General features: G+C 60.2%; 24 protein-coding genes. 14 read left to right on the top strand and 10 right to left on the bottom strand.

The annotated features are described in order from the left end of the window. The first annotated feature begins 165 nt into the window (after positions 1-165). From B9Z45_RS03985 to B9Z45_RS03970, 4 genes are read left to right on the top strand one after another with little or no spacing between them, the layout of a single operon-like run. Positions 166-1,155: a TRAP transporter substrate-binding protein gene (locus B9Z45_RS03985; RefSeq protein WP_108405939.1), complete on the top strand. Its 990-nt coding sequence runs from the start codon at positions 166-168 to the stop codon at positions 1,153-1,155. A gap of 39 nt (positions 1,156-1,194) precedes the next feature. Further along, positions 1,195-1,704, top strand: coding sequence for a TRAP transporter small permease (locus tag B9Z45_RS03980; RefSeq protein ID WP_108405938.1), 510 nt, complete (start codon positions 1,195-1,197; stop codon positions 1,702-1,704). Beyond that, positions 1,701-3,020 (top strand): TRAP transporter large permease, encoded by a 1,320-nt coding sequence (locus B9Z45_RS03975; protein WP_108405937.1) that lies wholly within the window; start codon positions 1,701-1,703, stop codon positions 3,018-3,020. The genes B9Z45_RS03980 and B9Z45_RS03975 overlap by 4 nt, the downstream gene beginning before the upstream one ends. A 3-nt stretch (positions 3,021-3,023) precedes the next feature. Then, positions 3,024-3,872 carry a TauD/TfdA family dioxygenase gene (locus tag B9Z45_RS03970; protein WP_108405936.1) on the top strand — a complete coding sequence of 283 codons (849 nt, stop codon included), beginning with the start codon at positions 3,024-3,026 and terminating at the stop codon, positions 3,870-3,872. A 4-nt stretch (positions 3,873-3,876) separates the two neighbouring features. Here B9Z45_RS03970 and B9Z45_RS03965 read toward each other — a convergent pair whose 3' ends face one another. After that, positions 3,877-4,641, bottom strand: a complete 765-nt coding sequence (locus B9Z45_RS03965) for an SDR family NAD(P)-dependent oxidoreductase (protein WP_108406013.1) — start codon at positions 4,639-4,641, stop codon at positions 3,877-3,879. A 102-nt stretch (positions 4,642-4,743) separates the two neighbouring features. Next, complete coding sequence (gene egtD, locus B9Z45_RS03960) at positions 4,744-5,712, bottom strand: L-histidine N(alpha)-methyltransferase (protein ID WP_108406012.1); 969 nt, start codon at positions 5,710-5,712, stop codon at positions 4,744-4,746. A gap of 172 nt (positions 5,713-5,884) precedes the next feature. Here egtD and B9Z45_RS03955 point away from each other — a divergent pair, with 172 nt between their 5' ends. The 4 genes from B9Z45_RS03955 (at position 5,885) to phnE (ending at position 9,378) form a co-directional block, all read left to right on the top strand. After that, positions 5,885-6,754 (top strand): putative selenate ABC transporter substrate-binding protein, encoded by an 870-nt coding sequence (locus B9Z45_RS03955; RefSeq protein ID WP_108405935.1) that lies wholly within the window; start codon positions 5,885-5,887, stop codon positions 6,752-6,754. Between the two features lie 18 nt (positions 6,755-6,772). Then, on the top strand, positions 6,773-7,627 hold the full coding sequence (locus tag B9Z45_RS03950) for a phosphonate ABC transporter ATP-binding protein (protein ID WP_108405934.1): 855 nt from the start codon (positions 6,773-6,775) through the stop codon (positions 7,625-7,627). Positions 7,628-7,717: 90 nt separating this feature from the next. Beyond that, a complete protein-coding gene (locus tag B9Z45_RS03945) occupies positions 7,718-8,536 on the top strand; it encodes an ABC transporter permease (protein WP_108406011.1) in 819 nt (272 codons plus the stop codon). Beyond that, on the top strand, positions 8,533-9,378 hold the full coding sequence (gene phnE / locus B9Z45_RS03940) for a phosphonate ABC transporter, permease protein PhnE (protein ID WP_108405933.1): 846 nt from the start codon (positions 8,533-8,535) through the stop codon (positions 9,376-9,378). The genes B9Z45_RS03945 and phnE overlap by 4 nt, the downstream gene beginning before the upstream one ends. 44 nt (positions 9,379-9,422) lie before the next feature. On the opposite strand, the gene B9Z45_RS03935 is transcribed toward phnE, so the two are convergent. Further along, the gene (locus B9Z45_RS03935; protein ID WP_108405932.1) at positions 9,423-10,094 is read right to left on the bottom strand and encodes a LysE/ArgO family amino acid transporter; all 672 of its coding nucleotides are present in this window, start codon (positions 10,092-10,094) and stop codon (positions 9,423-9,425) included. A 145-nt stretch (positions 10,095-10,239) separates the two neighbouring features. Between B9Z45_RS03935 and B9Z45_RS03930 the strand changes: the two genes are divergently transcribed. Beyond that, entirely contained in the window at positions 10,240-11,139 is a 900-nt protein-coding gene (locus B9Z45_RS03930; protein ID WP_108405931.1) for an HTH-type transcriptional regulator ArgP, read from the top strand. Positions 11,140-11,181: 42 nt separating this feature from the next. Here the strand turns inward: B9Z45_RS03930 and B9Z45_RS17225 are convergent, their stop codons facing one another. The 6 genes from B9Z45_RS17225 to B9Z45_RS03905 form a co-directional block, all read right to left on the bottom strand. Next, positions 11,182-11,349: a hypothetical protein gene (locus B9Z45_RS17225; RefSeq protein ID WP_199221839.1), complete on the bottom strand. Its 168-nt coding sequence runs from the start codon at positions 11,347-11,349 to the stop codon at positions 11,182-11,184. A gap of 10 nt (positions 11,350-11,359) precedes the next feature. Further along, positions 11,360-12,433, bottom strand: a complete 1,074-nt coding sequence (locus tag B9Z45_RS03925) for a YeeE/YedE thiosulfate transporter family protein (RefSeq protein ID WP_108405930.1) — start codon at positions 12,431-12,433, stop codon at positions 11,360-11,362. A gap of 9 nt (positions 12,434-12,442) precedes the next feature. Further along, positions 12,443-13,393, bottom strand: coding sequence for a sulfurtransferase (locus B9Z45_RS03920; protein ID WP_108405929.1), 951 nt, complete (start codon positions 13,391-13,393; stop codon positions 12,443-12,445). A gap of 120 nt (positions 13,394-13,513) precedes the next feature. Beyond that, a complete protein-coding gene (locus B9Z45_RS03915) occupies positions 13,514-14,719 on the bottom strand; it encodes an MFS transporter (RefSeq protein ID WP_108405928.1) in 1,206 nt (401 codons plus the stop codon). A gap of 202 nt (positions 14,720-14,921) precedes the next feature. Beyond that, complete coding sequence (locus tag B9Z45_RS17325; RefSeq protein ID WP_146180871.1) at positions 14,922-15,281, bottom strand: hypothetical protein; 360 nt, start codon at positions 15,279-15,281, stop codon at positions 14,922-14,924. A gap of 111 nt (positions 15,282-15,392) precedes the next feature. After that, a complete protein-coding gene (locus B9Z45_RS03905) occupies positions 15,393-16,925 on the bottom strand; it encodes a YifB family Mg chelatase-like AAA ATPase (RefSeq protein ID WP_108405926.1) in 1,533 nt (510 codons plus the stop codon). A gap of 197 nt (positions 16,926-17,122) precedes the next feature. Between B9Z45_RS03905 and B9Z45_RS03900 the strand changes: the two genes are divergently transcribed. The 3 genes from B9Z45_RS03900 to B9Z45_RS03890 are packed head-to-tail and all read left to right on the top strand — an operon-like array spanning position 17,123 to position 19,816. Then, positions 17,123-17,881 carry a TorF family putative porin gene (locus B9Z45_RS03900; RefSeq protein ID WP_108405925.1) on the top strand — a complete coding sequence of 253 codons (759 nt, stop codon included), beginning with the start codon at positions 17,123-17,125 and terminating at the stop codon, positions 17,879-17,881. 28 nt (positions 17,882-17,909) lie between these two features. Further along, positions 17,910-18,248, top strand: coding sequence for a P-II family nitrogen regulator (glnK, locus tag B9Z45_RS03895; RefSeq protein ID WP_100118295.1), 339 nt, complete (start codon positions 17,910-17,912; stop codon positions 18,246-18,248). A gap of 23 nt (positions 18,249-18,271) precedes the next feature. Continuing rightward, a complete protein-coding gene (locus tag B9Z45_RS03890; RefSeq protein WP_108405924.1) occupies positions 18,272-19,816 on the top strand; it encodes an ammonium transporter in 1,545 nt (514 codons plus the stop codon). Positions 19,817-19,998: 182 nt separating this feature from the next. Here the strand turns inward: B9Z45_RS03890 and B9Z45_RS03885 are convergent, their stop codons facing one another. Further along, the gene (locus B9Z45_RS03885; RefSeq protein WP_108405923.1) at positions 19,999-21,024 is read right to left on the bottom strand and encodes an XdhC family protein; all 1,026 of its coding nucleotides are present in this window, start codon (positions 21,022-21,024) and stop codon (positions 19,999-20,001) included. 149 nt (positions 21,025-21,173) lie between these two features. Here B9Z45_RS03885 and B9Z45_RS03880 point away from each other — a divergent pair, with 149 nt between their 5' ends. Together B9Z45_RS03880 and glcE are read left to right on the top strand one after the other, a co-directional pair. Then, positions 21,174-22,106: an SMP-30/gluconolactonase/LRE family protein gene (locus B9Z45_RS03880; protein ID WP_108405922.1), complete on the top strand. Its 933-nt coding sequence runs from the start codon at positions 21,174-21,176 to the stop codon at positions 22,104-22,106. A gap of 78 nt (positions 22,107-22,184) precedes the next feature. Continuing rightward, positions 22,185-23,330: a glycolate oxidase subunit GlcE gene (gene glcE, locus B9Z45_RS03875; protein ID WP_108405921.1), complete on the top strand. Its 1,146-nt coding sequence runs from the start codon at positions 22,185-22,187 to the stop codon at positions 23,328-23,330. The last annotated feature ends 15 nt before the right edge of the window (positions 23,331-23,345 follow it).

The following is a 23,345-nucleotide window of genomic DNA, read 5'->3' as shown; positions in this document are numbered from 1 at the left end:
GGTATCACTGAGGCAGCTGTTGGGGCCAGCGTGGGTGGACACTTTGGTGACAGCTTGCCGTGCAAAGCATGGTTTACCCCAAGAGGGTTCAGATGGCTTTGGCCTAAAGTAAAAAAACAGCAACACAGACAAGTTGTTGTCACGATCATTAAAGGAGACACAGACATGAAATTTTTGAAGCCTTTGTTGGGGTTGGTTCTTTCTTCGGTCATGGCCTTGAGCGCGCAGGCGCAGCAAGCGCCCATCACCTTGCATGGCGCATCGCAGTTTGGCGATGACCACGCCTTCACCAAAGCCATGGTGCTCTTTGAAGAGCTGGTCAAAAAATACTATGGCAAGCCAGTCAATTTTGTGTTGCACAAAAACAGCGAGTTGGGCCTTGAAAAAGATTACTTTGCGTACATGAACCAGGGCAAGGCCGTGGATTACGCGATTGTTTCGCCAGCCCACATGTCCACCTTCTCAAAGGCTGCGCCGTTCATCGACGCGCCGTTTTTGTTCAGCGACTTGGCCCATTGGAACAAGGTGCTCGATCAGGATGTGCTCAAGCCCATTGCCGATGAGGTGGAGCAAAAAGCCGAAGTCCGTTTGATCGGTTATGCCGGTGGTGGTGTGCGCAATATTTTTGCCAACAAGCCCGCTGGCAATTTGGCTGAACTCAAAAACCTGAAGGTGCGTGTGCAAGGTGCACCCATCTGGAGCCGCACTTTCAACGCAGTGGGCATGACCCCCACTGTGATCGCCTACAACGAGGTGTACAACGCCATTCAAAACGGGGTGATCAACGCCGGTGAAAACGAAGCGGCCGGTGTGGAAGCCATGAAGTTCTATGAAGTGGCACCCAGCATTTTGATGACGCGCCACGCCATCACCATTCGCCCCCTGTGCTTCTCTGTCAAGACCCTGAAAAAACTCCCTGCTGATTTGCAGGCAGCAATCATCAAGGCAGGCAAAGAGGCAGGTGCTTATGGCCGTCAAATCGAGTCGTCTGAAGACCAGGCCAAGCTCGACAAGTACGCCAAGGAAGGCAAGCTCAAGCAAGTGCCATTCACACAGCGCGCCGAAATGCAAAAACTGGTTGATCCGGTGATGGCTGCCTATGCCAAAGAGGTGGGTGCCGACGCCATCTTTGCCAAGATCAATTCATTGAAATAACTGCCTTTCAGGGGTGTTTGTTCGCAAACACCCCTCAGGATGAACCATCCATTACCGATGAAAAAATTATTGTTGTTGATTGATGGCTTGTTGTCGTTTCTTCTTGTCGTAACGCTTCTGCTTTTGTTGGTTCCGGTGAGCTTGCAGATTTTTTCCAGATACACCGATTTCATACCGCGTTACATGTGGACAGAGGAAATGAGCCGGTTCTTTTTCATCTGGTTGATCATGCTGGGTGCCACTTTGGGTGTGCGCGAAAAAATGCACTTCGACGTGGATTTCTTGCCGAAGTTGTCGGCCAAGGCCAATCGGGTTTTGCTGTTTATTTGCCAGTTTTTCATGCTTGTTTTTTCAGGTGTGATTTTTTACTGGGGCATCGAGTTCACGCAATTTGGATGGAACCAGACCTCCGAGCTGGCTGACATGCCCATGTGGTGGATTTTCGTTGCCTGGCCTATCTCCGGCTTTCTGTGGATTGTTTTTTTGTTGCACCATATGTTCACCGCGTCTTCAGGCGATGAAAGTGCGAACCAGGAGTCAGTGGTTTGAGCTCTGCATTGTTTTCCCCAAGCGAGGCAGCACTCGTTCTCTTCGGTTGTTTTTTCTTGTTATTGGCCATCAGGGTCCCGGTGGCCTTTGCACTGGGCCTGGCGTCGTTGCCGGTTTTGGTGCTTGAGCCCAGGCTCTCACCCATGGTCTTGTTCAATGAAACATTCAAGACCTACAACTCCTTTATTTTGTTGGCGGTCCCCTTCTTTTTGTTGACTGCAAACCTCATGAATGCGGGGGGGATTACCGAGCGAATAATGCGCTTGTCCAGGGCGCTGGTGGGCCATTTCCCGGGTGGCCTGGCTCAGATCAATGTGCTGCTGTCTGTTTTTTTTGCAGGCATTTCAGGTTCTGCCAGTGCCGATGCTGCCGGGCAAGGAAAGTTGTTCATTGAGGCACAGGTCAAGGAGGGGTATGACCTGTCGTTCTCGATTGCCGTGACGGCAGTTTCTGCCGTGCTGGCAGTGATCATTCCACCCTCCATTTTGATGGTGGTGTGGGGCGGCGTGATTTCAACTTCTATTGGCGCCATGTACCTGGCGGGTATCGTGCCGGGGTTGCTGCTGGGCTTGGCCCAAATGGCCACGGTGCACGCCTACGCGGTCAGGCGCAACTACCCGGTCTATCCTCGCGCCGATATGGCTGAATTGGTCAAGTCGGCGGGTGTCGCCATACCCGCATTGATGACGCCGGTGATCATTGTGGGCGGTATTTTGCTGGGCTGGTTCACGGCAACCGAGTCTGCTGCCGCAGCCGTGTTGTATGCAGCGGGCTTGTCGCTGTTTTTCTACCGTGAGATGGGGTTCAAGCAATTCATTGCGGCTGTGCTGGATTCAGGCAAGCTGTCGGCAGTTGCGCTGTTTTGCGTGGGCACAGCCTCGGTTTTTGGTTGGTTGCTGGCTTATTACCAAATCCCCAAGGCCTTGTTGTCCAACGTGCAAACTTGGGGCATGGGCGTCATCGGCGTCGGCTTGTTCATTGCGGCTGCATTCCTGGTGGTGGGCTGCTTTTTGGACGCCATTCCTGCCATCATCATTGTGGGCACCACCTTGCAGCCCTTGGCCCAATCGGTCGGCATGCACCCGGTGCACTTTGCCATTGTGGGCATCTTGGCTTTGGCCTTTGGCTTGGTCACGCCGCCTTATGGCATGTGCCTGATGATTTCGTGTGCTGTGGCCAAAGTGCCCCTGCGCTTTGCTTTGAAGGACACCATGATCATGGTGGTTCCCATGTTGTTTGTGCTTCTTGCGGTCATCGTGTTCCCTGAAATTGCCTTGTTCTTGCCGCGCCTTTTTTCACCAGAAATGATCAATTGAGCCATGCAGCAACTGACGCCTTTGAGTGATGTTTTAGGTGCCCAGGTTCAGGGCTTGGATCTTGCGAATCCGTTGGATGAGGGGCAAAGACAATGGCTGGCCGATGCCTTGCATCGCCACGGCTTCATTGTGCTGAAGAACCAGTCGCTCACGCCCGCTCAGATGGTCAGCTTTGCCAGGCAATGGGGCCGGCCTTCGCCCCATGTCATTGACACTTTCCACCACCCGGAAGATGCCAACATCCTGATGCTGTCCAATGTTTTCAAAGATGGCAAACCCACCGGGCTGGTGGATGCTGGCACCTATTTCCACACCGACTACTCTTACTTGGAAGATGTGGCGCGCTGCACCATCTTGCACGCACAAGACGTGCCTGATTCCCCCAATGGCACGACCTTTGCCAACCAGGCCAAAGCCTATGCCGACTTGCTGCGCAGCATGCAGGAAAAAATTCAGGGCCTGGTGGTGAAGCACCACTATGGCAACCGCGATGACTTGGACCATCATTCCAGGAGCGTGGCCTCGGTGCTCAACCCGGACCAAGCCAAAAGGGTCAACTGGGTGCATCATCCGCTGGTCAAAAAGCACCCGTTCAGCGGCCAGCCCACTTTGTATGCCGTGAGCGGCAGTTCTTTCGGCATCGAGGGCATGGACGACGAAGAGGCGCTGGACCTGTTGCGTGAACTGGCGGCGCACGCCACACAAGACAAATATTGCTATACGAACAATTATGAAAATGGCGACGTCATCGTCTGGGACAACGCCTTGCTGCTGCACAGCGCGCCCCTGATCGATCTGACGCGGCCACGCAGCTTGTGGCGCGTGACGGTGCTCTATCCATCAGGGCACTAGAGACTCAGGGCATGTACTGCCCACCGTTAATGTCGATGATTTGCCCAGTCACATAACCCGACATTTGCTCGGAAGCCAAGTACACAAAAGCTCCCGCACATTCCTCGGCAGTGCCCAGTCGGTTCATGGGGATCGTGGCCTTGAAGCCTTCCAGCATTTGGGGTGTCGAAAAGCGTTCATGAAACGGCGTGGTGATGACGCCAGGCGACACCGCATTGACACGAATCTTGTCTTTGACCAGTTCTTTGGCCAGACCTTTGGTCATGGTCGAGACGAAGCCTTTGGAGCCGGCATACAGTGAAGCGCCTGCTGCGCCACCATGCCTTGCGGCCACCGAGGTGACATTGATGATGGCGCCGCCCTGGCCTTGCTTGCGCATGGCGGCCACCGCTGCGGCTGTGCACATCATGGCCGAGCGCACGTTCAGGTGCACCACGTTGTCAAAAAGCTCGTCGGTGATCTCTTCAATGGGCACACGCTTGACCAGCGCACCCGCGTTGTTGATCAGGATGTCGATGCGCCCGAATGCTTTCACGGTCTCGTCGACAAGACGCTTGCATTGGGCGGTTTCCAGCACATCGCCTTGCAGCAACACGGCCTGTGCGCCCGTGGCCTTGACCGCTTGGAGCACCTCTTCGGCTGGCCCCTTGCTGCTGTTGTAGTGCACCGCAACGCGTGCGCCCAGCTTGCCAAAAGCCACTGCGGCCGCGGCCCCGATGCCGGTGCTGGAGCCGGTGATCAAAACCACTTTGTCTTTCAGATCGTTCAACATGCAAGTCTCCTGGTAGATGCATCTGCACACAGCATGAGCGCTGGGGCCAATTCATTATGGGCAGGCTTGCATGGCAGCCCAATCAAATGGGCGACAAGCTCAGGCGCTTGCCCAGAACACGGCAAAGCGTGTGGCCGGGTCTGTCCATGCCCGGGTGGCCGTGAAGCCTGCCTCGCGCAGCAAGGCGTCAAAGCCAGGCAGCGCCCATTTGCAGGCGTTTTCGGTGTGGATGGTTTCCCCGGCTTCAAAAAGGCGTTCACCACCCGGCCATTGCACCCGCAGGGCCTGGCGGGCTTGCAGGTGCATTTCCACGCGCGATCGTTCGGCATTGAAGCGGGACAAGTGGCGCCAGTCGCGCACTGCAAAGTTACTGCCCACCAGCCGGTTGATGTGCAAGAGCAAGTTCAGGTTGAAGGCTGCCGTCACGCCAAGAGCATCGTCATAGGCGGCTTCGAGTTCGGCCACATCTTTCACCAAGTCTACCCCGATGAGCAAACCGCTGTGCCTGGCCGTGCCGCACGCAGTGTGCAGGCTTCGTAAAAAACCCACAGCCTGATCGGGTGTGAAGTTGCCGATGCTTGAGCCAGGATAAAACAGCACGCGGGGCTGGGTTGGGTCCAGTTTGAGGTCGGCAGGCAAGTGAAGACCCCCTGAAAAATCGGTGCCCAGACCCATCATGGCCAAACCTGGATGTTGGCGTTGCAGGCCTTCCAGGGCCGCACGGACAAAGTCCACCGAAATGTCCACCGCCACATAGCGCCTTGCCGCCATCGGACCCAAAAGGTGCGAGGCTTTTTCGCAATTGCCTGCGCCCAGGTCGATCCAGCAAGCGTCAGCTGGCAGGTGACTGGCCATGTCGGCGCAGTGCTGTTGCATCACACGGGCTTCGGTTCGGGTGAGGTCGTACTCTGGCAACTCGGTGATGGCTTCGAACAGGCGAGAGCCCAGTGAGTCGTAAAGGTATTTGGGCGAGGTCAAGGCCTGAGGGGCCATCAGGCCTTGCAGGAGTTCTTGCGCCACATGGTCGGCATCATGGTGGTAAATCTGAAGGAATTGGGGTGCGCTCATGCCAGCATGGTAAGCCAGTGCAGTCACCCCTGTGGCATGAGGCGACAAGCCCTCCGCTGCTAAAAGTGCGCGCATGATGTCCTGTTGCAGGGTCTGTTTTTAGCCCCTGTGGGCTTGTGCCGATGCATTTCGAGGTTTAATCAAAGTTGTTTGTTTTTACAGGAACTGTTCGATGTTGACTTCTTTTATTGCCAGGGTTCTGCCCTTTGCCATCACGGGCCTGCTGGCGCTGTCTGCTGCGTTTGCAGCCAGTGCCCAAACCACGCTGCGTGTCACCACCATTCCTGAAGAGGCCGCCACCGAACAAGTGCGCAAGTTCACGCCTTTGGCCAACTACCTCGAAAAGCAATTGGGCATGAAGGTCCTGTTCACGCCGGTCACCGATTACCCCGCCGCCGTGGAATCGCTTGTCAATAAAAAAGTAGATGTGGTCTGGTTTGGCGGCTTCACTTTTGTGCAGGCAAATATCCGTTCGGGCGGCAAGATCGTGCCCCTGGCACAGCGCGAAGAAGACACGCGCTTTCAGTCGGTGTTCATTGCCAAAACCAACTCTGGCATCAAGAGCCTGGCGGACATGAAAGGCAAACAGGTTTCCTTTGGTTCCCAAAGCAGCACCTCTGGCCACCTGATGCCGCGCAGCTTTTTGCTGCAAGCGGGCATTGACCCTGAAAAAGACTTCAAACGCATCGCCTACAGCGGCGCCCATGATGCGACCATTGCCTCGGTGGTCAGTGGCAAAGTCGATGCGGCTGCGCTGGACATCACGGTTTGGAAAAAGTTTGTTGCCGACAACAAGGTCGACACGCAATCGGTGAATGTGTTTTTCACCACCGCACCGTATTTCAATTACAACTGGTCGGTGCATGCAGACATGCCCTCGGACATGCGCGAAAAAATCAAGGCTGCCCTGCTGGCGCTGAACCCGGCCAACCCCGAGCATGCTGAAATCCTGAAGCTCAATCGCGCCACCCGCTACGTGCCCACCACGCCTGAAAACTACAAGGGTCTGGAATCGGCGGCACGCAGCGCGGGCTTGTTGTAAAGCCTTGGCGTTTTCGCTGTGAACATCGACCTTCAGGCCCTCGAAGCCCGCCACCCGGCAGCGCGTTCTGGGGCCCCTGCGGCCTTGCGCGGGTTGAACCTGAAGGTGTCTGCAGGTGAGCAGGTGGCCGTGATTGGCCCATCGGGGGCGGGCAAGACCACCTTGTTGCAGGTGTTGGCCTGCGCCCAGCCGCCGACGCGAGGCGACTTGCAACTGGGAGGCCAAGACCCCTGGCGCCTGCCTGCCAATTCCTTGCGCCATCTTCGGGGGCAACTTTTTTTGGCGCCCCAAGTGCCGCCGCTGCCGCCGCGCCAACGCGTGGTGACCTCGGTGCTTGCCGGGCGTTTGCCCGCTATGGGGCTGTTGGCCAGTTTGCGTTCGCTGTTCTACCCGACCGATATTCCGGCTGCCTTTGAGGCCTTGGCGCATTTTGATCTGGGGGACAAGCTGTTCGAGCGTGTGGACCGCCTGTCGGGCGGTGAACGCCAACGCGTGGGCCTGGCCCGCGCCCTGTTGGCCCCGGCGACTTTGTGGTTGATCGACGAGCCCCTGTCGGCGCTCGACCCGATGCGCTCCCGCATGGCGATGGCCGCATTGGTAGGCTTGGCGGCTGAGCGCAAAGTCACGCTGGTGGCCACGCTGCATCAGGTGGACATGGCGCTGGCGCACTTCCCACGCATCATCGGCTTGCGTGATGGAAAAATGGTGTTTGACTTGCCGGCCGGGCAGGTCAGTCCAGAACGCTTGGCGCATCTGTACGCTCATCATGAGCACGAGTTGCGTGGCGAAGCGCTGCCTGGCGAAGCGCTGCCTGGTGCGCACGATGACACGGCCATGGATGCCCCCAAGCCGGTGGTGATGCACTGCCGCTGATGCGGCCATCACCCGAGCCCGGTGTTTCACATGAACGATATGGCCGCCAAGCTTTCACGTCTGCCTTCAACCGATCCATCCCGGCCCCGCATGGCTGCACCGGCGCGTGATCCGGCGTTTGCATCGCGCGTGTTCTGGCTGGGTTTGGCGCTGGTCCTCTTGTGGCCGCTGGCTGTGGCCACCGAGTTTCGTTTGTGGGTCTTGTGGGAGCCTGAGAACCGCAAAGTCACGGCCGACTTTTTGGCCAGCTTTTGGCCCCTGGTGCACAACACCGAATTCATGCAAATGGTGGTGCGCGAAACCTGGCGCACCGTGGCCATGGCCACCGCAGGCGTCACACTGGCGCTGCTGCTGGCCCTGCCCTTGAGCTTGCTGGCCACGCGGGTTTTGTCCTTGTCGGCCTTGTCTGGCCGCATGGACCGCTGGCCAGCTGTGCTGCGCTGGTGCGTGCGGGCTGCCTTGATTGTGCTGCGCAGCATTCCTGAACTGATCTGGGCGCTGGTGTTTGTGCGCGTGGTGGGCTTGGGGCCCACCGCTGGCGTGCTGGCCATTGCATTGACCTATGGCGGCATGCTGGGCAAGGTGTATGCCGAGATTCTGGAAAGCGGCGAGAGCCATGCCACCCAGACGCTGATGCGCAACGGCAGCGGGCGCCTGCAAGCCTTTGTTTATGCGCTGCTGCCCAGCCACGCGGCCGAACTGGCCTCTTACACGGTGTACCGCTGGGAATGCGCCATCCGATCTTCCGTGGTGCTGGGCTTTGTGGGCGCCGGTGGCTTGGGGCAGCAACTGGACAACTCGATGAAGATGTTCAACGGCGGCGAGGTGGCGACTTTGCTGCTGGTGTTCATTGCGCTGGTGGCGCTGGCCGACCGCGTGAGCGCCTGGCTGAGAAAGGCGCTGGCATGAAGCCGCTGAGCCAGGCATCGTTTCGCGAAGCGGCCAACCCGCCTTACAAATTGCCGCCGCCCCTGTTCAATGCACGCTGCCGTGCATGCTGGTTCATGGCGTCATTGCTGTTGCTGGTGGGCGCCAGTTTTGTCTCGCTGGAGCTGGACTGGGCGGCTTTTGCATCGGTAGAAGCGGCGCGCAGCATGGGCCGTTTCGTGGCCGAATTTTTCCCACCTGACTTGTCGCCTGTGTTCGTCAACAAGGTGGCCTGGGCCGCTTGGGAAACCCTGGCCATGTCGGCGTTGGGCACGGCCATTGCGGCGGTGCTGGGTCTGGCGCTGGCCGTACCCGCCAGCCACTTGTCAACCCAAGACCCGGCCTGGCTGCGCAGCCCCACACGCTGGCTGCTCAATGCCTTGCGCGCCATTCCTGAGCTGGTGTGGGCGGCCTTGCTGTTGATCTCGGCCGGACTCGGGCCCATGGCGGGCACATTGGCGCTGGCCCTGCACACCAGCGGGGTGCTGGGCCGCTTGTTTGCCGAGGCCATGGAAAACGTACCGACCGGGCCGGGCGACGCCTTGCGCACCCAGGGTGTGGGGCCGCTGCGCGTGTTCGCCTATGCCACCTTGCCCCAGGTGCTGCCGCAACTCATGAGCTACACCCTTTACCGCTGGGAAAACAACATCCGTGCCGCCGCTGTGCTGGGCGTGGTGGGCGCGGGTGGGCTGGGCCAGTTGCTGTCGTTTCACATGGGCCTGTTCCACATGAACAAAACCGCCACGATTTTGGCCGCCATGCTGCTGATGGTGGTTTGCGTGGACGCGCTCAGCTTTGCGGCGCGGCGCTGGTTGACGCGCTGAACTGTTGAACAGTCGGGTAACGCTGGGTTGCCAAAGTACTGCACTCAAACCAAACTGAATCCCAGCAGCAGGGCCGTGCCCCACATCATCAGCGCCACAGCGCCATCGAGCGCGCGCCAGATGTGCTGGGAATGCAGGCGACGGCCCAGCCAAAAGGCGGCTGCGCCCAGCACCGAAAACCAGAGCACAGACCCTGCTGCCGCACCCAAGCCAAAAGCCGTGCTGCCTTGTCCATAGGCCAGCGAGGCGGTGCCGATCAACACCGCCGTGTCCAGCCAAGCATGTGGGTTGAGCCAGGAAAACGCCAGGGCTGATCCCACGGCTTGCCGGCGTGTGATGGCCAAGGGGTTTGGCTGTGCGGTGGTCGATGCGTGCGGGGTCTCGTTGCCCTTGTCGCTCGCAGGCAAGTCCAGAGCCAAAACAGGTGAACGTAAAAACCTTTGAAAAGCCTGCCAACCGTAGACCATCAAAAACAGCATGCCTGCGCCCAACAGTGCGCCATGTAGTTTGTCGGACAGGCCGCCCAACTGCGCCAGGCCCAGCACGCCCAAACCGATCATCCCTGCATCGGCGACAGCGCAAATGGCCACGGTCAGCCAAAGGTGTTGGCGCTGCAGGCCCATGCGCAGCACATGTGCGTTTTGCGGGCCGATGGCCATGATCAGCGAGATGCTCAGCACCATGCCGGCGGTGAAAGTGGAAAGGTGTATGACCATGGAGATCTCCGGGACTGGGGTTGGCCGCCCTGAAGATTGGACATGCAGGCGGGTCGATGACTGGCCGTGAGTGTGCTGGCAAACCGGTTATGTTTAAACTCAGTTAAATTAAAATGCTATCGCTTAATTTATTTTTAACTAAATCATGCTCGACGCCCGCCAACTCGAAGCCCTGACCGCCGTGCTCGAACACGGCAGCTTTGGCGCGGCTGCGCAGTCCCTGTCGCTCAGCTTGGCGGCGGTGTCGCTGCGCATCAAGGCCTTGGAAGAGGTGTTGGGCCGGCGTTTGCTGGTGCGCGGCAAGCAAGTGCGGGCCACACCGGCCGGGCAGGCCTTGTTGGCCCATGTCAAACAGCTGCGCATGATGGAAGCCGACCTGTTGGGCGGTTTGCAAGGCACCTCGGCGCGATCAGCTCCGCGCTGGCAATCACTGAGCGTGGCTGTCAACGCCGATTCGGTCGCCAGTTGGTTCTTGCCGGGTGTGGCGCCCATGCTGCAGCGCCACCGCTTGCTGCTCGAAATCCTGATCGATGACCAGGACCACACGCACGATGCTCTCAAAAGCGGCGATGTGATCGGCTGTGTGAGTACGCTGGCCAAACCCATGCGTGGCTGTGTGGCCGAGCCTCTTGGCATCATGCGTTACCGCTGCGTGGCCGCGCCCGCCTTGGCCAAGCGTTGCCTGACCCCGAGCGGTGCGGTGTCGCCGCACAAACTGCTGGCGCAGCCAGCGGTCATTTTTAACCGCAAGGATGCATTGCAAGATGCTTTTTTGGTCCAGCACTTCGGACTCAAGCAACCCAACTACCCACGCCACTTTGCCCCGGCTGTCGAGGCCTTTGAGACGGCGATCGAGCTGGGCTTGGGCTGGGGCATGGTGCCCGAGCAGTTCCTGGCCCAACGTCCGGGCCTGCAAGAGCTGTTGCCCGGTGCCGCGGTGGATGTGGCCCTTTACTGGCAACACTGGGTCCGAGAAGCCCCTTCAGCCCAGCGCCTGACACAGGCCGTCAAAACAGCGGCGCGTTTGTATTTGCGGCAGGCGTAAGAACTGTTGCAATGGGCTTGGCTCCAAACGACCTGGGCAACCTCACTTGGCCATTGAGCAATGCCCACCGCTGCTCGTCTGGCCCGAACCGGCCGCTATGAGGGGCGGTTCGTTGCGCAGATCCACGGGGGCCGAAACCTGAAAGTCCCAGACCAGAAAGGCCGCCAGGCCCAGCCAGAAAACCGCTTGCAGTTGCTGTGTTTTGTGCATGCGGCCTTCCTCAGAATTGGTAATGTCGGCGCACACGTACGCCGATCAAGGTGCCGGCAAACGCCATGGGCACCCAGATCCAGCCGTGCAGGCTGCCGGTCGAGATGCCGCTGAGCATGGCGCCAATGTTGCAGCCAAAGGCCAAACGCGAGCTGTAGCCCATGACGAAACCGGCGACCAAGCCGATCACCCATTGCTGTGTGGTCAGTGGCTTGCTGTCCGCAGGAGACTTGGCCGACACCCACAAAGCGCCGCCCAAAATGCCGATGTTGGTGATGGTGGTGACGTCCATTAAAACGCTTTGAGTCAGGCGCTGCGTGTTGCCTGCCTGACTCCAGAAGCCGTTGCTGGTCGGGTCAAACGAGCCCAGCGCCACTGCGCCTTTGGCGGCCCACAGGCCAAAGCCGTAGACCACCCCCCAGGGTTGCCCGGCCAACAGCAGGTTGAGGGTGGCCAACACGGCCAGCGCCACGGCGCCCCAGAGCCAGCGTTTGTTGAACCAGGTCTGGCCTGCACCCACCCATAAGCGCACGGTCACCAGCACGCCGGCCAGCAAGGCCAGCGTGAGTGCCAATGCACCGCCCGTGCCCAGGCTGGCCGAGAAGCTGACTGGCGCCGTCTGACCCAGTGACAGCCACGCATCCAGGTGCACCGAGCCCAGAAAACTGCCCAAAGCAAACAGCGGCAAGATGCCCATGTTGAGCGGTACGCCAAGCCCTGCCTTGTACAAGGTGCCCGAGCCGCAGCCGTCGGCAATCTGCATGGTCAGGCCGAACACGAAGGCGCCGATCAGCAAGCTCACGCTGGGTGGCCCTAAAGCGGCGTGCAGTTCAGAAAATTGTCCTAACAGCGGCAGCGCCGCCAGACTGGCCAGTGCCAGCAGCAGCACCTGGCCGCTCACACCTTGTGGGTTACGCTGCTCAATGAGCTGACGCCACCCGGCGGTGAAGCCAAAGCGGGCACCTGCCAAAACTGCGCCCATGCCCACGCCCACCAGCATCAGCATGGCTTGGCGGATAGACACGGACAGCGCTAAAAAGATGAAAAAGGCGGCCAGCAAGGCCGCCATTGGCAGGCGTTTCATAGCCAAAGTTTATTTGAAGGTTTTCTCGGCCCAGAACTTGGCGTCGATCAAGAGTTGTTTGGGGCGGCTAGGCACGTTGGCCATGGGCAGACCGTTGGGGTCCTTGGACCACTCGACCATCGAACCCGCATAGAGCTTGACATTTTTCTGGCCCAGCACCTCGGACATGGCAAACCAGTTGGTTGCCGCCCAGTGGCCAGTGTTGCAAAAGGACACCGTCTCTTTGGCGGGATCAATGGGGCTGGCGGCCGCCACTTTTTGGGCCTGATCGGCATTCACAAAGGTCGAACTGCCGGGTGCAAACCACTTGTCGTGCTCCACATTGACGGCACCTTGCAATGTGCCGGGCACGCTGGCGGCCACATGGCGGGTATCGCCCTTGAAGAATTCGGCTGGGCGGGCGTCGATCAAGGCGGCATCGCCTGATTTCACACGCGCCACCAGCTCTTCCTTGGTGGCCACGAGGCTCTTGTCAATCTGCGGTTGAAAGTTGCTGGCGGCTACTTTGACGGCTTGGTTGTTCTGTGGCAAACCTGCGAGGGCCCATCCCTTGAGGCCACCGTTGAGCACTGACAGCTCTTTCAGCCCCAGCACCTTGAGTGTCCAGTAGACCCGGGCTGAAGCGCCAAAGTCGGTGGCATCAGCACCGCTGGACACGACCACGGCGTGGGTGATGGGTGTCAGGCCCAGGCTCTGCACAAGCGCGCTCAGCTTGGGGAGTTCAGGCAGTTCGCCGGGGTTGTTGGCTGGGCCACGCCAGGCGCCGTAGGGCGCGTTGATGGCACCCGGAATGTGGTTGGCTGCATACGACTTGGCGTCACGGATGTCGATCACGCGTACGCTGGCGTCCGACAATTTGGCTTGGAGTTCGGTCGGGCTCATGAGGGGCTGGGCAGCGAAAGGGGCCGTGGCTGCAGCCGACAGTGCCAGGCCCAGAAGCAGGGTGTTGAGGTGGTTCATGGTGGGGTGATCCTTGGCGGAAATTTTTGGAAAGATGCCGAATTGTGACGATTCATTTCAGACATGCAAACGATTATTTTGTTGGTTTGATATGCTGTAAGAATATAAAGACAGGGCTTGTCAACGCCGTGCAACCATGGCCCGGTTTTGGGCCATCCACAGGGCCGCCGTGCCCAACACGCTGGCGGTCAGCAGCCACCACAGCGCCAGGGTGTAGCCCTGTGCTGGTGACCAGAGCAGGCCAAGGGTCAAGGGCGCTGCAGCCCGCGCCAGCGCAATCGGCATGCCCAGCAAGCCGTTGAGCTGTCCGACATGCGCTTGGCTGACGTATTGCGCCATGGCCGTGCCTTTGACGATGGTGTTCATGCCATTGCCCAGACCATAGAGCACCACAAACACCAGCGAGGCGACCGGGTTGAGCCCGCCCAGCAGCAGCACCAGCAGGCCAGCCGGGATCAACATGGGGATCCAGCGGTTGGCCGTGTGCACGTCCCAATGGCGCTCAAAAACGAACAACACCAGCCGCCCCACCACCTGAATGGCACCCATGGCGGCCGGGATGGCGATGACCCAGGTGGGTGACAAACCCGACTCTTGCAAAAGCGCGATCATGTGGGCGGGCAAGGCAGACGTCACCGACATCATCAACACCATGAACAGGGCCAACAGCCAGAAAGGTGTGTTGCGCAGATGCTCTCGCACTGGGACAGGTCGGCTTTTTGGCGATTCTTCTGGAGGCCTGTCGTGGCTGCTTGTGCGTGGTGCACCGCGCAGCAACCAGCCGTGCAATGGGGCGCAAACCAACAGCTGCAAAGCGGCCAAAGCCCACAGCGCGTGTCGCCAGCCCCACAGGTCCATCCACCAGGCAAACAGCGGAATGAACACGGTGCTGGCCAGCCCGCCCAAAAAAGTAAGGGTGATGATGGCGCGTCGAAAATCTTGTGGGAATCGCCGCGTGACTACTGCAAATGCGGGGGTGTAAAGCGTGGCGGCCAGGCCCAGGCCCAGCCAGACCCACATGGCGTAAAACCCGGCAACAGACTCGACAAAACCGTGCGCCACCAAGCCCGCACCAACCCAGAGTGATCCCAAGCTCATCACCACGCGCTCGTGCCCGGCGTCGATCCAACGACCGACCAGGTAAGCCATCAGGCCTTCTGCCAGCAGCGCCAGGCTGAAGGCCAACGACGACTCGGCCCGGCTCATGCCCAGGGCGGCCTCCAAAGGGGTCATTAACAAAGAGAAGGTGTAGAACACGCTGCCCCAGGTGATGAGCTGGGGCAAAGACAGCCAAAAGCAAAAGGAGGGCAAGCGCGATGCGTTCACAAAGCAAAGTCACCCGAAAAGCCACGCTTTGGCGTGCAAGACGCCGTGCAGGCTGAACAAATGCAGGGGGGCTGAACAGAAGATGCCAGGAGATGCATCCGGCAAAGCATACCTGCCGCTCAAAAGGAGCCGGGTATTTCGGTGGGTGCGGGATTAACCCAAGCCAGATTGAAAGTCGGCTTGGGCGCAAACGAAACCCGGGTCAGCGGGCGGGGTAAACCAGTTGCCAGCCCTCAGGGCAATAGCCGGTGTAGGGATAAAACTGCCCGACTGAGCTGCAAAAGTAACTGGCGCCGACGGGCTGGGGTGGCGGCACGTAAACAGCGGGAGGGTTCACATAAGTCACCTGTGGCGGTGGCGTGTAGCTGGGCGGGCTGGCGGCAGCGCTGATTGCTGCACCTGCAATGCCCAGAACGATCAATGGCCCCAGCCAGTCCGAAGTGCGTTGCTGGTGCACGATCTTGTGGCGAGGTGGATGCCCATGCGGGCCGCCTGCCAGAGCGTGTGTGCTGAGGGCTCCAGCGGACAGTGCAATGGCCAAAATACCAAGAGTCTTTTTCACAGGGTGCCTCGTGGTTGACATGTGTTCACCCATAACGCCACGCTGTGCCTGCCGTTGACAAGAAATTTCCAGAACAAGCTTCAGATGTAAGCCCTTGTGTACTGGGCGCTTTCAGTGTTCCTTGAGCACTCGCCGGTACTGCACCGCCTCGGCCACATGCGCTGTCTGGATGGTGTCGCTGCCTGCCAGATCGGCGATGGTGCGGGCCACTTTCAGGCTGCGGTGGGTGCTGCGGCCGCTCCAACCCAGTCGGGTGGCGGCTTTTTGCAGCAAGGCTCGGGCGTTGTCGTCCAGCCGGGCCTGTGCGTCGATGGCCTGGCCTTGCAGGTCGGCATTGGTGCAGCCCTGGCGCTTAAGCGAACGTTCGCGGGCTATCAGGCTGCGGGCCGCCAGGGTGTGGGTACTTTCACCTGGCGGGGCATTCAGCAGGTCTTGCGCGGGCAGACTGGGCACCTCAATGTGCAGGTCAATCCGGTCCAGCAGGGGCCCGCTGAGCTTGCCCTGGTAGCGGCTGACCTGGTCGGGTGAGCAGCGGCAAGCCCGGTGGGGACTGCCCAGATAGCCGCAGGGGCAGGGGTTCATGGCGGCGATCAACTGAAAGCGTGCCGGAAATTCGGCCCGTCTGGCCGCTCTGGCGATGGTGATGGTGCCGGTTTCCAGGGGTTCACGCAGGGCTTCCAGTGCGGCCCTTGGAAATTCCGGGAGTTCATCCAAAAACAACACGCCATGGTGCGCCAGGGAAATTTCGCCCGGGCGGGGCGGTGAGCCGCCACCGACCAGTGCCACGGCGCTGGCCGAGTGGTGCGGCTGACCGGTCGGGCGTTGCGCCCAGCGCGACAAGTCAAAAAGACCAGCCAGACTGGCGATGGCGGCCGACTCCAGCGCTTCTTCAATGGACATGGGCGGCAGCAAGCCTGCAAACCGCTGCGCCAGCATCGACTTGCCCGAACCGGGCGGGCCGACCATCAGCAAAGAGTGCCCTCCAGCGGCGGCAATTTCCAGCACCCTTTTCACGCCCGCCTGGCCTTTCACGTCGGCCAGATCGGCGTAGCGGGGCGGTGCGCTGGGCGTGGAAGGGGCCATGCGCGCCCAACCCTCGCTGGGTTCGGGCGGTGGCTCGTTGGATGGCGGCAAGAATTGCTGCACCACATCGAGCAGGTGCTGGACCCGAAAGACTTCGGCATCGGGCACCAGGGCGGCTTCTTCGGCGCTGCCGGGAGGCAGCACCAGACGGGTACGCACCTGCTGCTGGCGCAGCGCCAAGCTCATGGCCAGCGCGCCGCGCACCGGACGCAACTGGCCCGACAAAGACAGTTCGCCTGCAAATTCGTAGCCTGCCAGTTGGCTGGCGTCAATTTGACCGCTGGCGGCCAGGATGCCCAGCGCGATGGGCAAGTCGAGCCGCCCCGAGTCCTTGGGCAGGTCGGCCGGTGCCAGATTGACCGTGATGCGTTTGTTGTGCGGAAAATCCAAGCCGCTGTTTTGCAGGGCCGAGCGCACGCGTTCGCGCGCCTCTTTGACTTCGACATCCGCCAGCCCCACCAAGGTGAAACTGGGCAGGCCATTGGCCAGATGCACCTCCACGGTGACTGCGGGCGCTTGCAGGCCGACCAGTGCACGGCTGTGCACCAAACTGAGACTCATACCCTCTCCCTGCCCCATGCTGGTGCATGGCGTGTGTTCTGGCACCCTGACGTGGCATGCATAACTTGTTTGAATGCCATTCAAGCACGCGCAGAGTAGAAAAGCACTGGTAAATGCCCGCGCATGGTCCCATTGAAGCAGTTGGCACGCTCCCTGCATGTGGACTGTGTCCTTTATTCACTTCATTGGAGTTCCGTATGAAAAAAATCCTCGTCCCTACCCTGATCGCCCTGGCTTTGGGTTCCGTAACCGGGCTGGCCCAAGCGCAGGCAGCAGCCCCCGCAAGCAGCCTGTCCTTCAACGTCGGCGCTGTGAGCGATTACCGCTACCGCGGCATTTCCCAGTCACGCCTGCAGCCCGCCCTGCAAGGTGGCCTGGATTACGCTGACAAGAGTGGTTTTTATGTCGGCGCTTGGGGTTCCAGCATCAAGTGGATCAAGGACACCCCCGGCGTGACAAAAGGCGCAACCGAACTGGATTTGTATGGGGGCTACAAAGGCGAATTTAGTGGCGTTTCTTACGACATTGGTTTGTTGAGCTATGTCTATTCCGGAAATAACTATGGCAATGCAACAGCTGGCGGCACCAAAAGCGCAAATACCAATGAGGCATATGCAGCAGTAACCCTCGGGCCAGTTACGGCTAAGTATTCACATGCGTACAGCGACTTGTTCGGCAATGCGGGTACCAAAAACAGCTATTACTTGGATTTGAGCGCTGCATTTGATTTGGGCAGTGGGTTTTCCTTGACGCCTCATGTCGGCTACCAAAAATTTAAAAACTTGGCCGTTGCCACATACACCGACTATTCCTTGACTTTGGCAAAAGATTTGGGCAATGGCCTTTCAGCCAGCGCAGCCGTAGTGGGAACTGATGCAGACAAGGTCTTTTACAACTTGAAAGACAAGTTCAACGGCAAGTCCGGCCTGGTCGTTGGCCTGAAATACGCCTTCTGATTCCCCACATTCCAACCAAGGAGCCATCATGAAACTGGTGACCGCCATCATCAAACCCTTCAAGCTGGACGAAGTGCGTGAAGCACTTTCGGGCATCGGCGTGCAGGGCATCACCGTGACCGAAGTCAAAGGCTTTGGTCGTCAAAAGGGCCACACCGAGTTGTACCGCGGTGCGGAATACGTCGTCGATTTCTTGCCCAAAGTGAAGATCGAAGCGGCCGTGTCCGACGAGCTGGTCGAGCGCGTGATCGAAGCCATCGAAGCCGGTGCCCGCACCGGCAAAATCGGTGACGGCAAGATCTTCGTGTACGACCTCGAGCAAGTGGTTCGCATCCGCACCGGTGAAACCGGTGGCGAAGCCCTTTGATGGATCAGAAAGAGAGTCGAAACATGAAAAAACTACTAGCTACTCTGGCCTTGGGCCTGACTTTGGGTTTCGGTGTGTTCGGTGCGGCATCTGTCGCCACCGCCCAGACTGCACCTGCCGCCGTGTCGGCCCCTGCTGCCGCAACCCCTGCTGAGGCCAAACCGGCCGATGCTGCGGCTCCGGCCACTGCACCTTCTGCTGCGCCTGCCGCTGCTGAAGCTGCGCCGGTGCTGGTGCCCAACAAGGGCGATACCGCCTGGATGATGGTGTCCACCATCTTGGTGATCCTGATGGTCATTCCTGGCCTGGCTCTGTTTTATGGCGGTCTGGTTCGCAGCAAAAACATGTTGTCCGTGCTGATGCAGGTGGTGGTCACGTTCTCGATGATCACCGTGCTCTGGTTCATCTACGGCTACAGCCTGGCCTTTACCGAAGGCAATGCCTACATCGGTGGTTTTGACCGCCTGTTCATGAAGGGCATCTGGGACAACGTGGGCGGAACGTTCGCCAACGCAGCCACGTTCAGCAAAGGCGTTGTGATTCCTGAAATTTCGTTCGCAGCCTTTCAGGCCACGTTCGCAGGCATCACTTGCGCCTTGATCGTCGGCGCCTTTGCCGAGCGCATCAAGTTCTCTGCTGTGCTGGCCTTCATGGTGCTGTGGTTCACTTTCAGCTACCTGCCCGTGGCACACATGGTCTGGTTCTGGATGGGCCCTGATGCCTACGCTTCCAAGGAAGTGGCCGATGAAATGACCAGCAAAGCCGGTTTGTTGTGGCAATGGGGTGCGCTGGATTTTGCGGGCGGTACTGTGGTGCACATCAACGCTGCGGTTGCCGGTTTGGTCGGCGCCTTCATGGTGGGCAAGCGTGTGGGTTATGGCCGCGAAGCCATGGCTCCTCACAGCCTGACATTGACCATGGTGGGTGCCTCCTTGCTGTGGGTGGGCTGGTTTGGTTTCAATGCCGGCTCTGCTCTGGAAGCCAATGGCTTCGCAGCTTTGGCCTTCGTCAACACCTTGGTTGCTACCGCAGGCGCAGTGCTGGCCTGGTGTGTGGGTGAAGCCCTGATGCGCGGCAAAGCCTCCATGTTGGGTGCGGCTTCGGGTGCTGTGGCTGGCCTGGTCGCCATCACCCCCGCAGCTGGCAACGTCGGTATCGGCGGTGGTCTGATCATCGGCCTGGTGGCTGGCTTTGCATGCTTGTGGGGTGTGAACGGCCTGAAAAAGATGCTGGGCGCTGACGATTCGCTGGATGTGTTCGGTGTGCACGGTGTTGGCGGTATCGTCGGTGCCTTGCTGACCGGCGTGTTCAACTCGCCAGCATTGGGCGGCCCCAGCGCCGTGGGCGACTGGGTCACGGTGACGATGATCACGCCTGACGCTTACTCCATCGCTGCACAAGTGTGGACCCAGGCCAAGGCCGTGCTGTTGACCATCGTCTGGTCGGGTTTGGTGTCTGTGGTCGCCTTCAAGATCGTTGACCTGACCATTGGTCTGCGCGTCACCGAAGAGGAAGAGCGCGAAGGTCTGGACATCTCTTCACACGGCGAGTCGGCCTACCACGGTTGATGTGGCGTAAACCCGGGGAGGGCGGCTTTTGAACGAAGCGCCTCCCAGCAAGGGGTGATCACAAAGCCCACGCACTTCGGTGTCGTGGGCTTTTTTATGGGCGCCTGGCGCTTGGCACGCCATCGACTGTAGCGGCTCGCCTGTTGTTCGTTTGTAAAGAGGGCGGCTTAAAAGAGCGGTGCTTAGCCCGCTGCACAGGCCGAGTCGCGGGCGTCGCCGATAGCCAGACTGCTTAAGGCCACGGCTTCGCCGGGACTTTGTTGCGCGGTGTTTTTGACCTTCACGATTTCAGCGACGATGGCGATGGCGATTTCGGCCGGTGTTTTGGCACCCAAGTGCAGGCCCACCGGGCCGTGCAGGCGTGACAAGGCCGCCTCGCTCAGGCCAAAGTGTTCGGCCAGCCGCGCCTTGCGGGTGGACTGGTTGCGCCGCGACCCCAGCGCCCCGATGTAGAACGCAGCCGAATTGAGCGCTTCCATCAAGGCCATGTCGTCCAGCTTGGGGTCGTGTGTCAGGGCCACGATGGCGGTGTGCGCATCGGGTCGGATGTCTGTCACCACGTCGTCGGGCATGCCCAACACGCGGGTCACACCGATCATGTGCAAGGCGTGTGCAAACTCTTCGCGCGGGTCGCACACCAGCACTTCAAAATCGAGCATCAGGGCCATCTGGGCGACGGCTTGGCTGAGTTGCCCGGCGCCTATCAGCAGCAGCCGCCAACGCGGTCCAAACAAGGTGGTGAGGGTGTGGCCGTCAAATTTTAAGGCCTCGCCGCGTTGAGCGTCGCGCAGTTGCACGGCACCGTCCTTGATCGACAAGGTGCGCGCCACCAGCTGGTGCGCGCTGGTGCGGGCCAGCACCTGCTCGACCCAGTCGGTGCTTTGCACAGGTTCTTGCACCAGACGCAATGTGCCGCCGCAGGGCAGGCCAAGGCGGGAGGCTTCTTCTTTGGTGACACCGTAGGCCACCATCGAAGGGCCGGTCAGCTGGTCGTATTCGCCCGCCTTGATGCGGGCGATCAGGTCGTCTTCAACGCAACCACCCGAGACGGAGCCGCTGACCAGCCCGTCCCCACGTACCGCCAGCAAGGCACCAGCGGGCCTGGGAGCGCTGCCCCAGGTTTCCACCACGGTGACCAGCGTGACACGATGGCCTGCCTGTTTCCAGGACAGCACGTCCGCCAGCACGCGCAGATCCAGACTTTCCATGTGTTTCTCCGATTGTGTTGGTGTTCATGCGCAAGCCAAGTCCAAGCCAAGCCAAGCCAAGCCAAGCCAAGCCAAGCCAAGCCAAGCCCTGCATTTTGACAGCGACTGTGCGGGCAAAATAGACGACTGCATTTGAAAGATCTGCCGCCATGACACACCCCGTTTCGCCCGACTGGCACGCCGTGACCACCCAGCCCGATGGCCTGGGAGAGTCGCCATTTTGGCATCCTGGCGAGCAACGCCTTTATTGGGTAGATATTCCTGGCCAACGCATTGGTCGGGTGGCGGTGCAAGGCTTGCAGGCGCAAGGCGCGGTCGAGTATTGGCACATGACGCAAGAACCTGGCTGCATTGCGCCTGTGCAAGGCGGCGGTCTGGTCCTGGCTTTGCGCGATGGCGTTTATTTGGCACGCACCTGGGGCGGCGATTTGCAACCGCTGGCCGTTGCGCCCTATGACACCTTGCGATGGCGCTTCAACGATGGAAAGTGCGACCCGCAAGGCCGCTTTTGGGCCGGCAGCCTGTACGAGCCCAAAGACCAAGCCTTGGGTGTTTTGTACATGCTGGATGGACTTGGCCTGCACCCCAAGATGGACGGCGTGACCACCGCCAACGGCCTGGCCTGGTCACCCGATGGTCGAACCCTGTACTGGGCCGATACCGCCGCGCACCGAGTGCGAGCGTTTGACTTTGACCCGGCCAGCGGCCAACTTTCAGGCGCGCGATTGTTTCAACAGATGACCCCCAAACCTGCAGGCTGGGCTTGGGGCGACCCAGGACCCTATGGCGGACGGCCCGACGGCGCGGCGGTGGATGCTGAAGGGTGCTACTGGTCGGCCCAATACGAAGGCCAGCGCCTGCTGCGCCTGTCGCCTGCAGGCGAAGTGCTGACCGAAGTGAAAACACCCGTGCCTTGCCCGACCATGCCCTGCTTTGGTGGGCCCGACCTGAAAACCCTGTTCATCACCACCTCACGCCAGGGCCGAAGTGCCTCGGAGTTGGCGGATTACCCTCGGGCGGGCTGTATTTTTGCGCTGCGGGTGGATGTGCCCGGGCTAGCGGTGAGTTTTTACCGAGGCTGAGCACCCCCAATTTCCAGCAAGCCTTTGATTCAAAAAATTCACACTGCCCAGCAGGGTCGGGCGTTACCATCCATTCCCATGGACGCTGAACTCAATTCCCTCATCGACGCCGTACGCGCTGCGGCTGCACAGGGGCGCACCTTGCGCCTGCGTGGTGGTGGCACCAAAGACTTCTGGGGCCACAGCCTGACGGGTGAGGTGCTTGACACCCGGGGCTATCGCGGCATCGTGAGCTATGAGCCCAGCGAGCTGGTGGTGACCGTGCGCTGCGGTACGCCATTGGCCGAGCTGGAAGCGGCCCTTGCCGAAAAAGGCCAGTCCCTGGCGTTTGAGCCACCGCATTTTTCCGAAGGCGCGACGGTGGGCGGCATGGTGGCCGCAGGTCTGAGTGGTCCAGCCCGCGCCACGGTCGGCGCAGTGCGCGACTACGTTTTGGGCGCTCGCTTCATCAATGGTCTGGGCGAGCACCTCACGTTTGGTGGACAGGTCATGAAGAATGTGGCTGGTTACGACGTCAGCCGCCTGATGGCTGGCAGCTGGGGCACGCTGGGTCTGATCACCGAGGTCAGCCTGAAGGTCTTGCCCGTGGCCCCGGCCGAAGCGAGCTTGATGATCGCCGGTTTGGCCCAAGGCCCGGCGCTCGATTTGCTGCACCGTTGGGGCGGCCAGCCCTTGCCCCTGAACGCCAGCGCCTGGGTGCGTGACACCACGGCTCAGCCGATCGCCGATTATTTGTTTGTGCGCCTGCGCGGCGCGGCGGCGGCGGTGCAGTCGGCCACGGTCAAGATGGGCGCCGATGCGCTGGGGCTGGGCGCGCAAGTTCAGCAGATGGACAACGCAGAAGCCGCGCAAGACTGGCGCGCCAGTGGCGATCAAAGCTTGGCTTTTTTTGAAGCCCCTGGCCCCGATGTCTGCTTGTGGCGTTTGTCGGTGCCTCAAACCGCGCCGGTCCCCGATTTGCCTTACCCCTTTTACACAGAGTGGCATGGCGCCCAGCGCTGGTTGTGGGCGCCCTCTTCTGCGGCGGTGGCCTTGCGCGAACTGGCGCAATCGGTGGGGGGGCACGCCAGCTTGTTCCGCGCCAGTGCGGCGCATGCCGCGGTCGACAAGGCCGCAGGCGTGAGCACCCCGCTTGATGCGGTGCAGCAACGCATTCAACAACAACTGCAGCAACAGTTCGACCCGAAAGGCGTTTTCGCCACCGGCCGACTGCAACCGATTTGATCCGGGACGACCACC

Origin of the sequence: Limnohabitans sp. 2KL-17, from assembly GCF_003063415.1 — a bacterium.
Taxonomy (GTDB): Bacteria; Pseudomonadota; Gammaproteobacteria; order Burkholderiales; family Burkholderiaceae_C; genus Limnohabitans_A.
The sequence above is the reverse complement of the archived record's forward strand: the minus strand, read 5'-3'. Positions and strand labels throughout refer to the sequence as shown.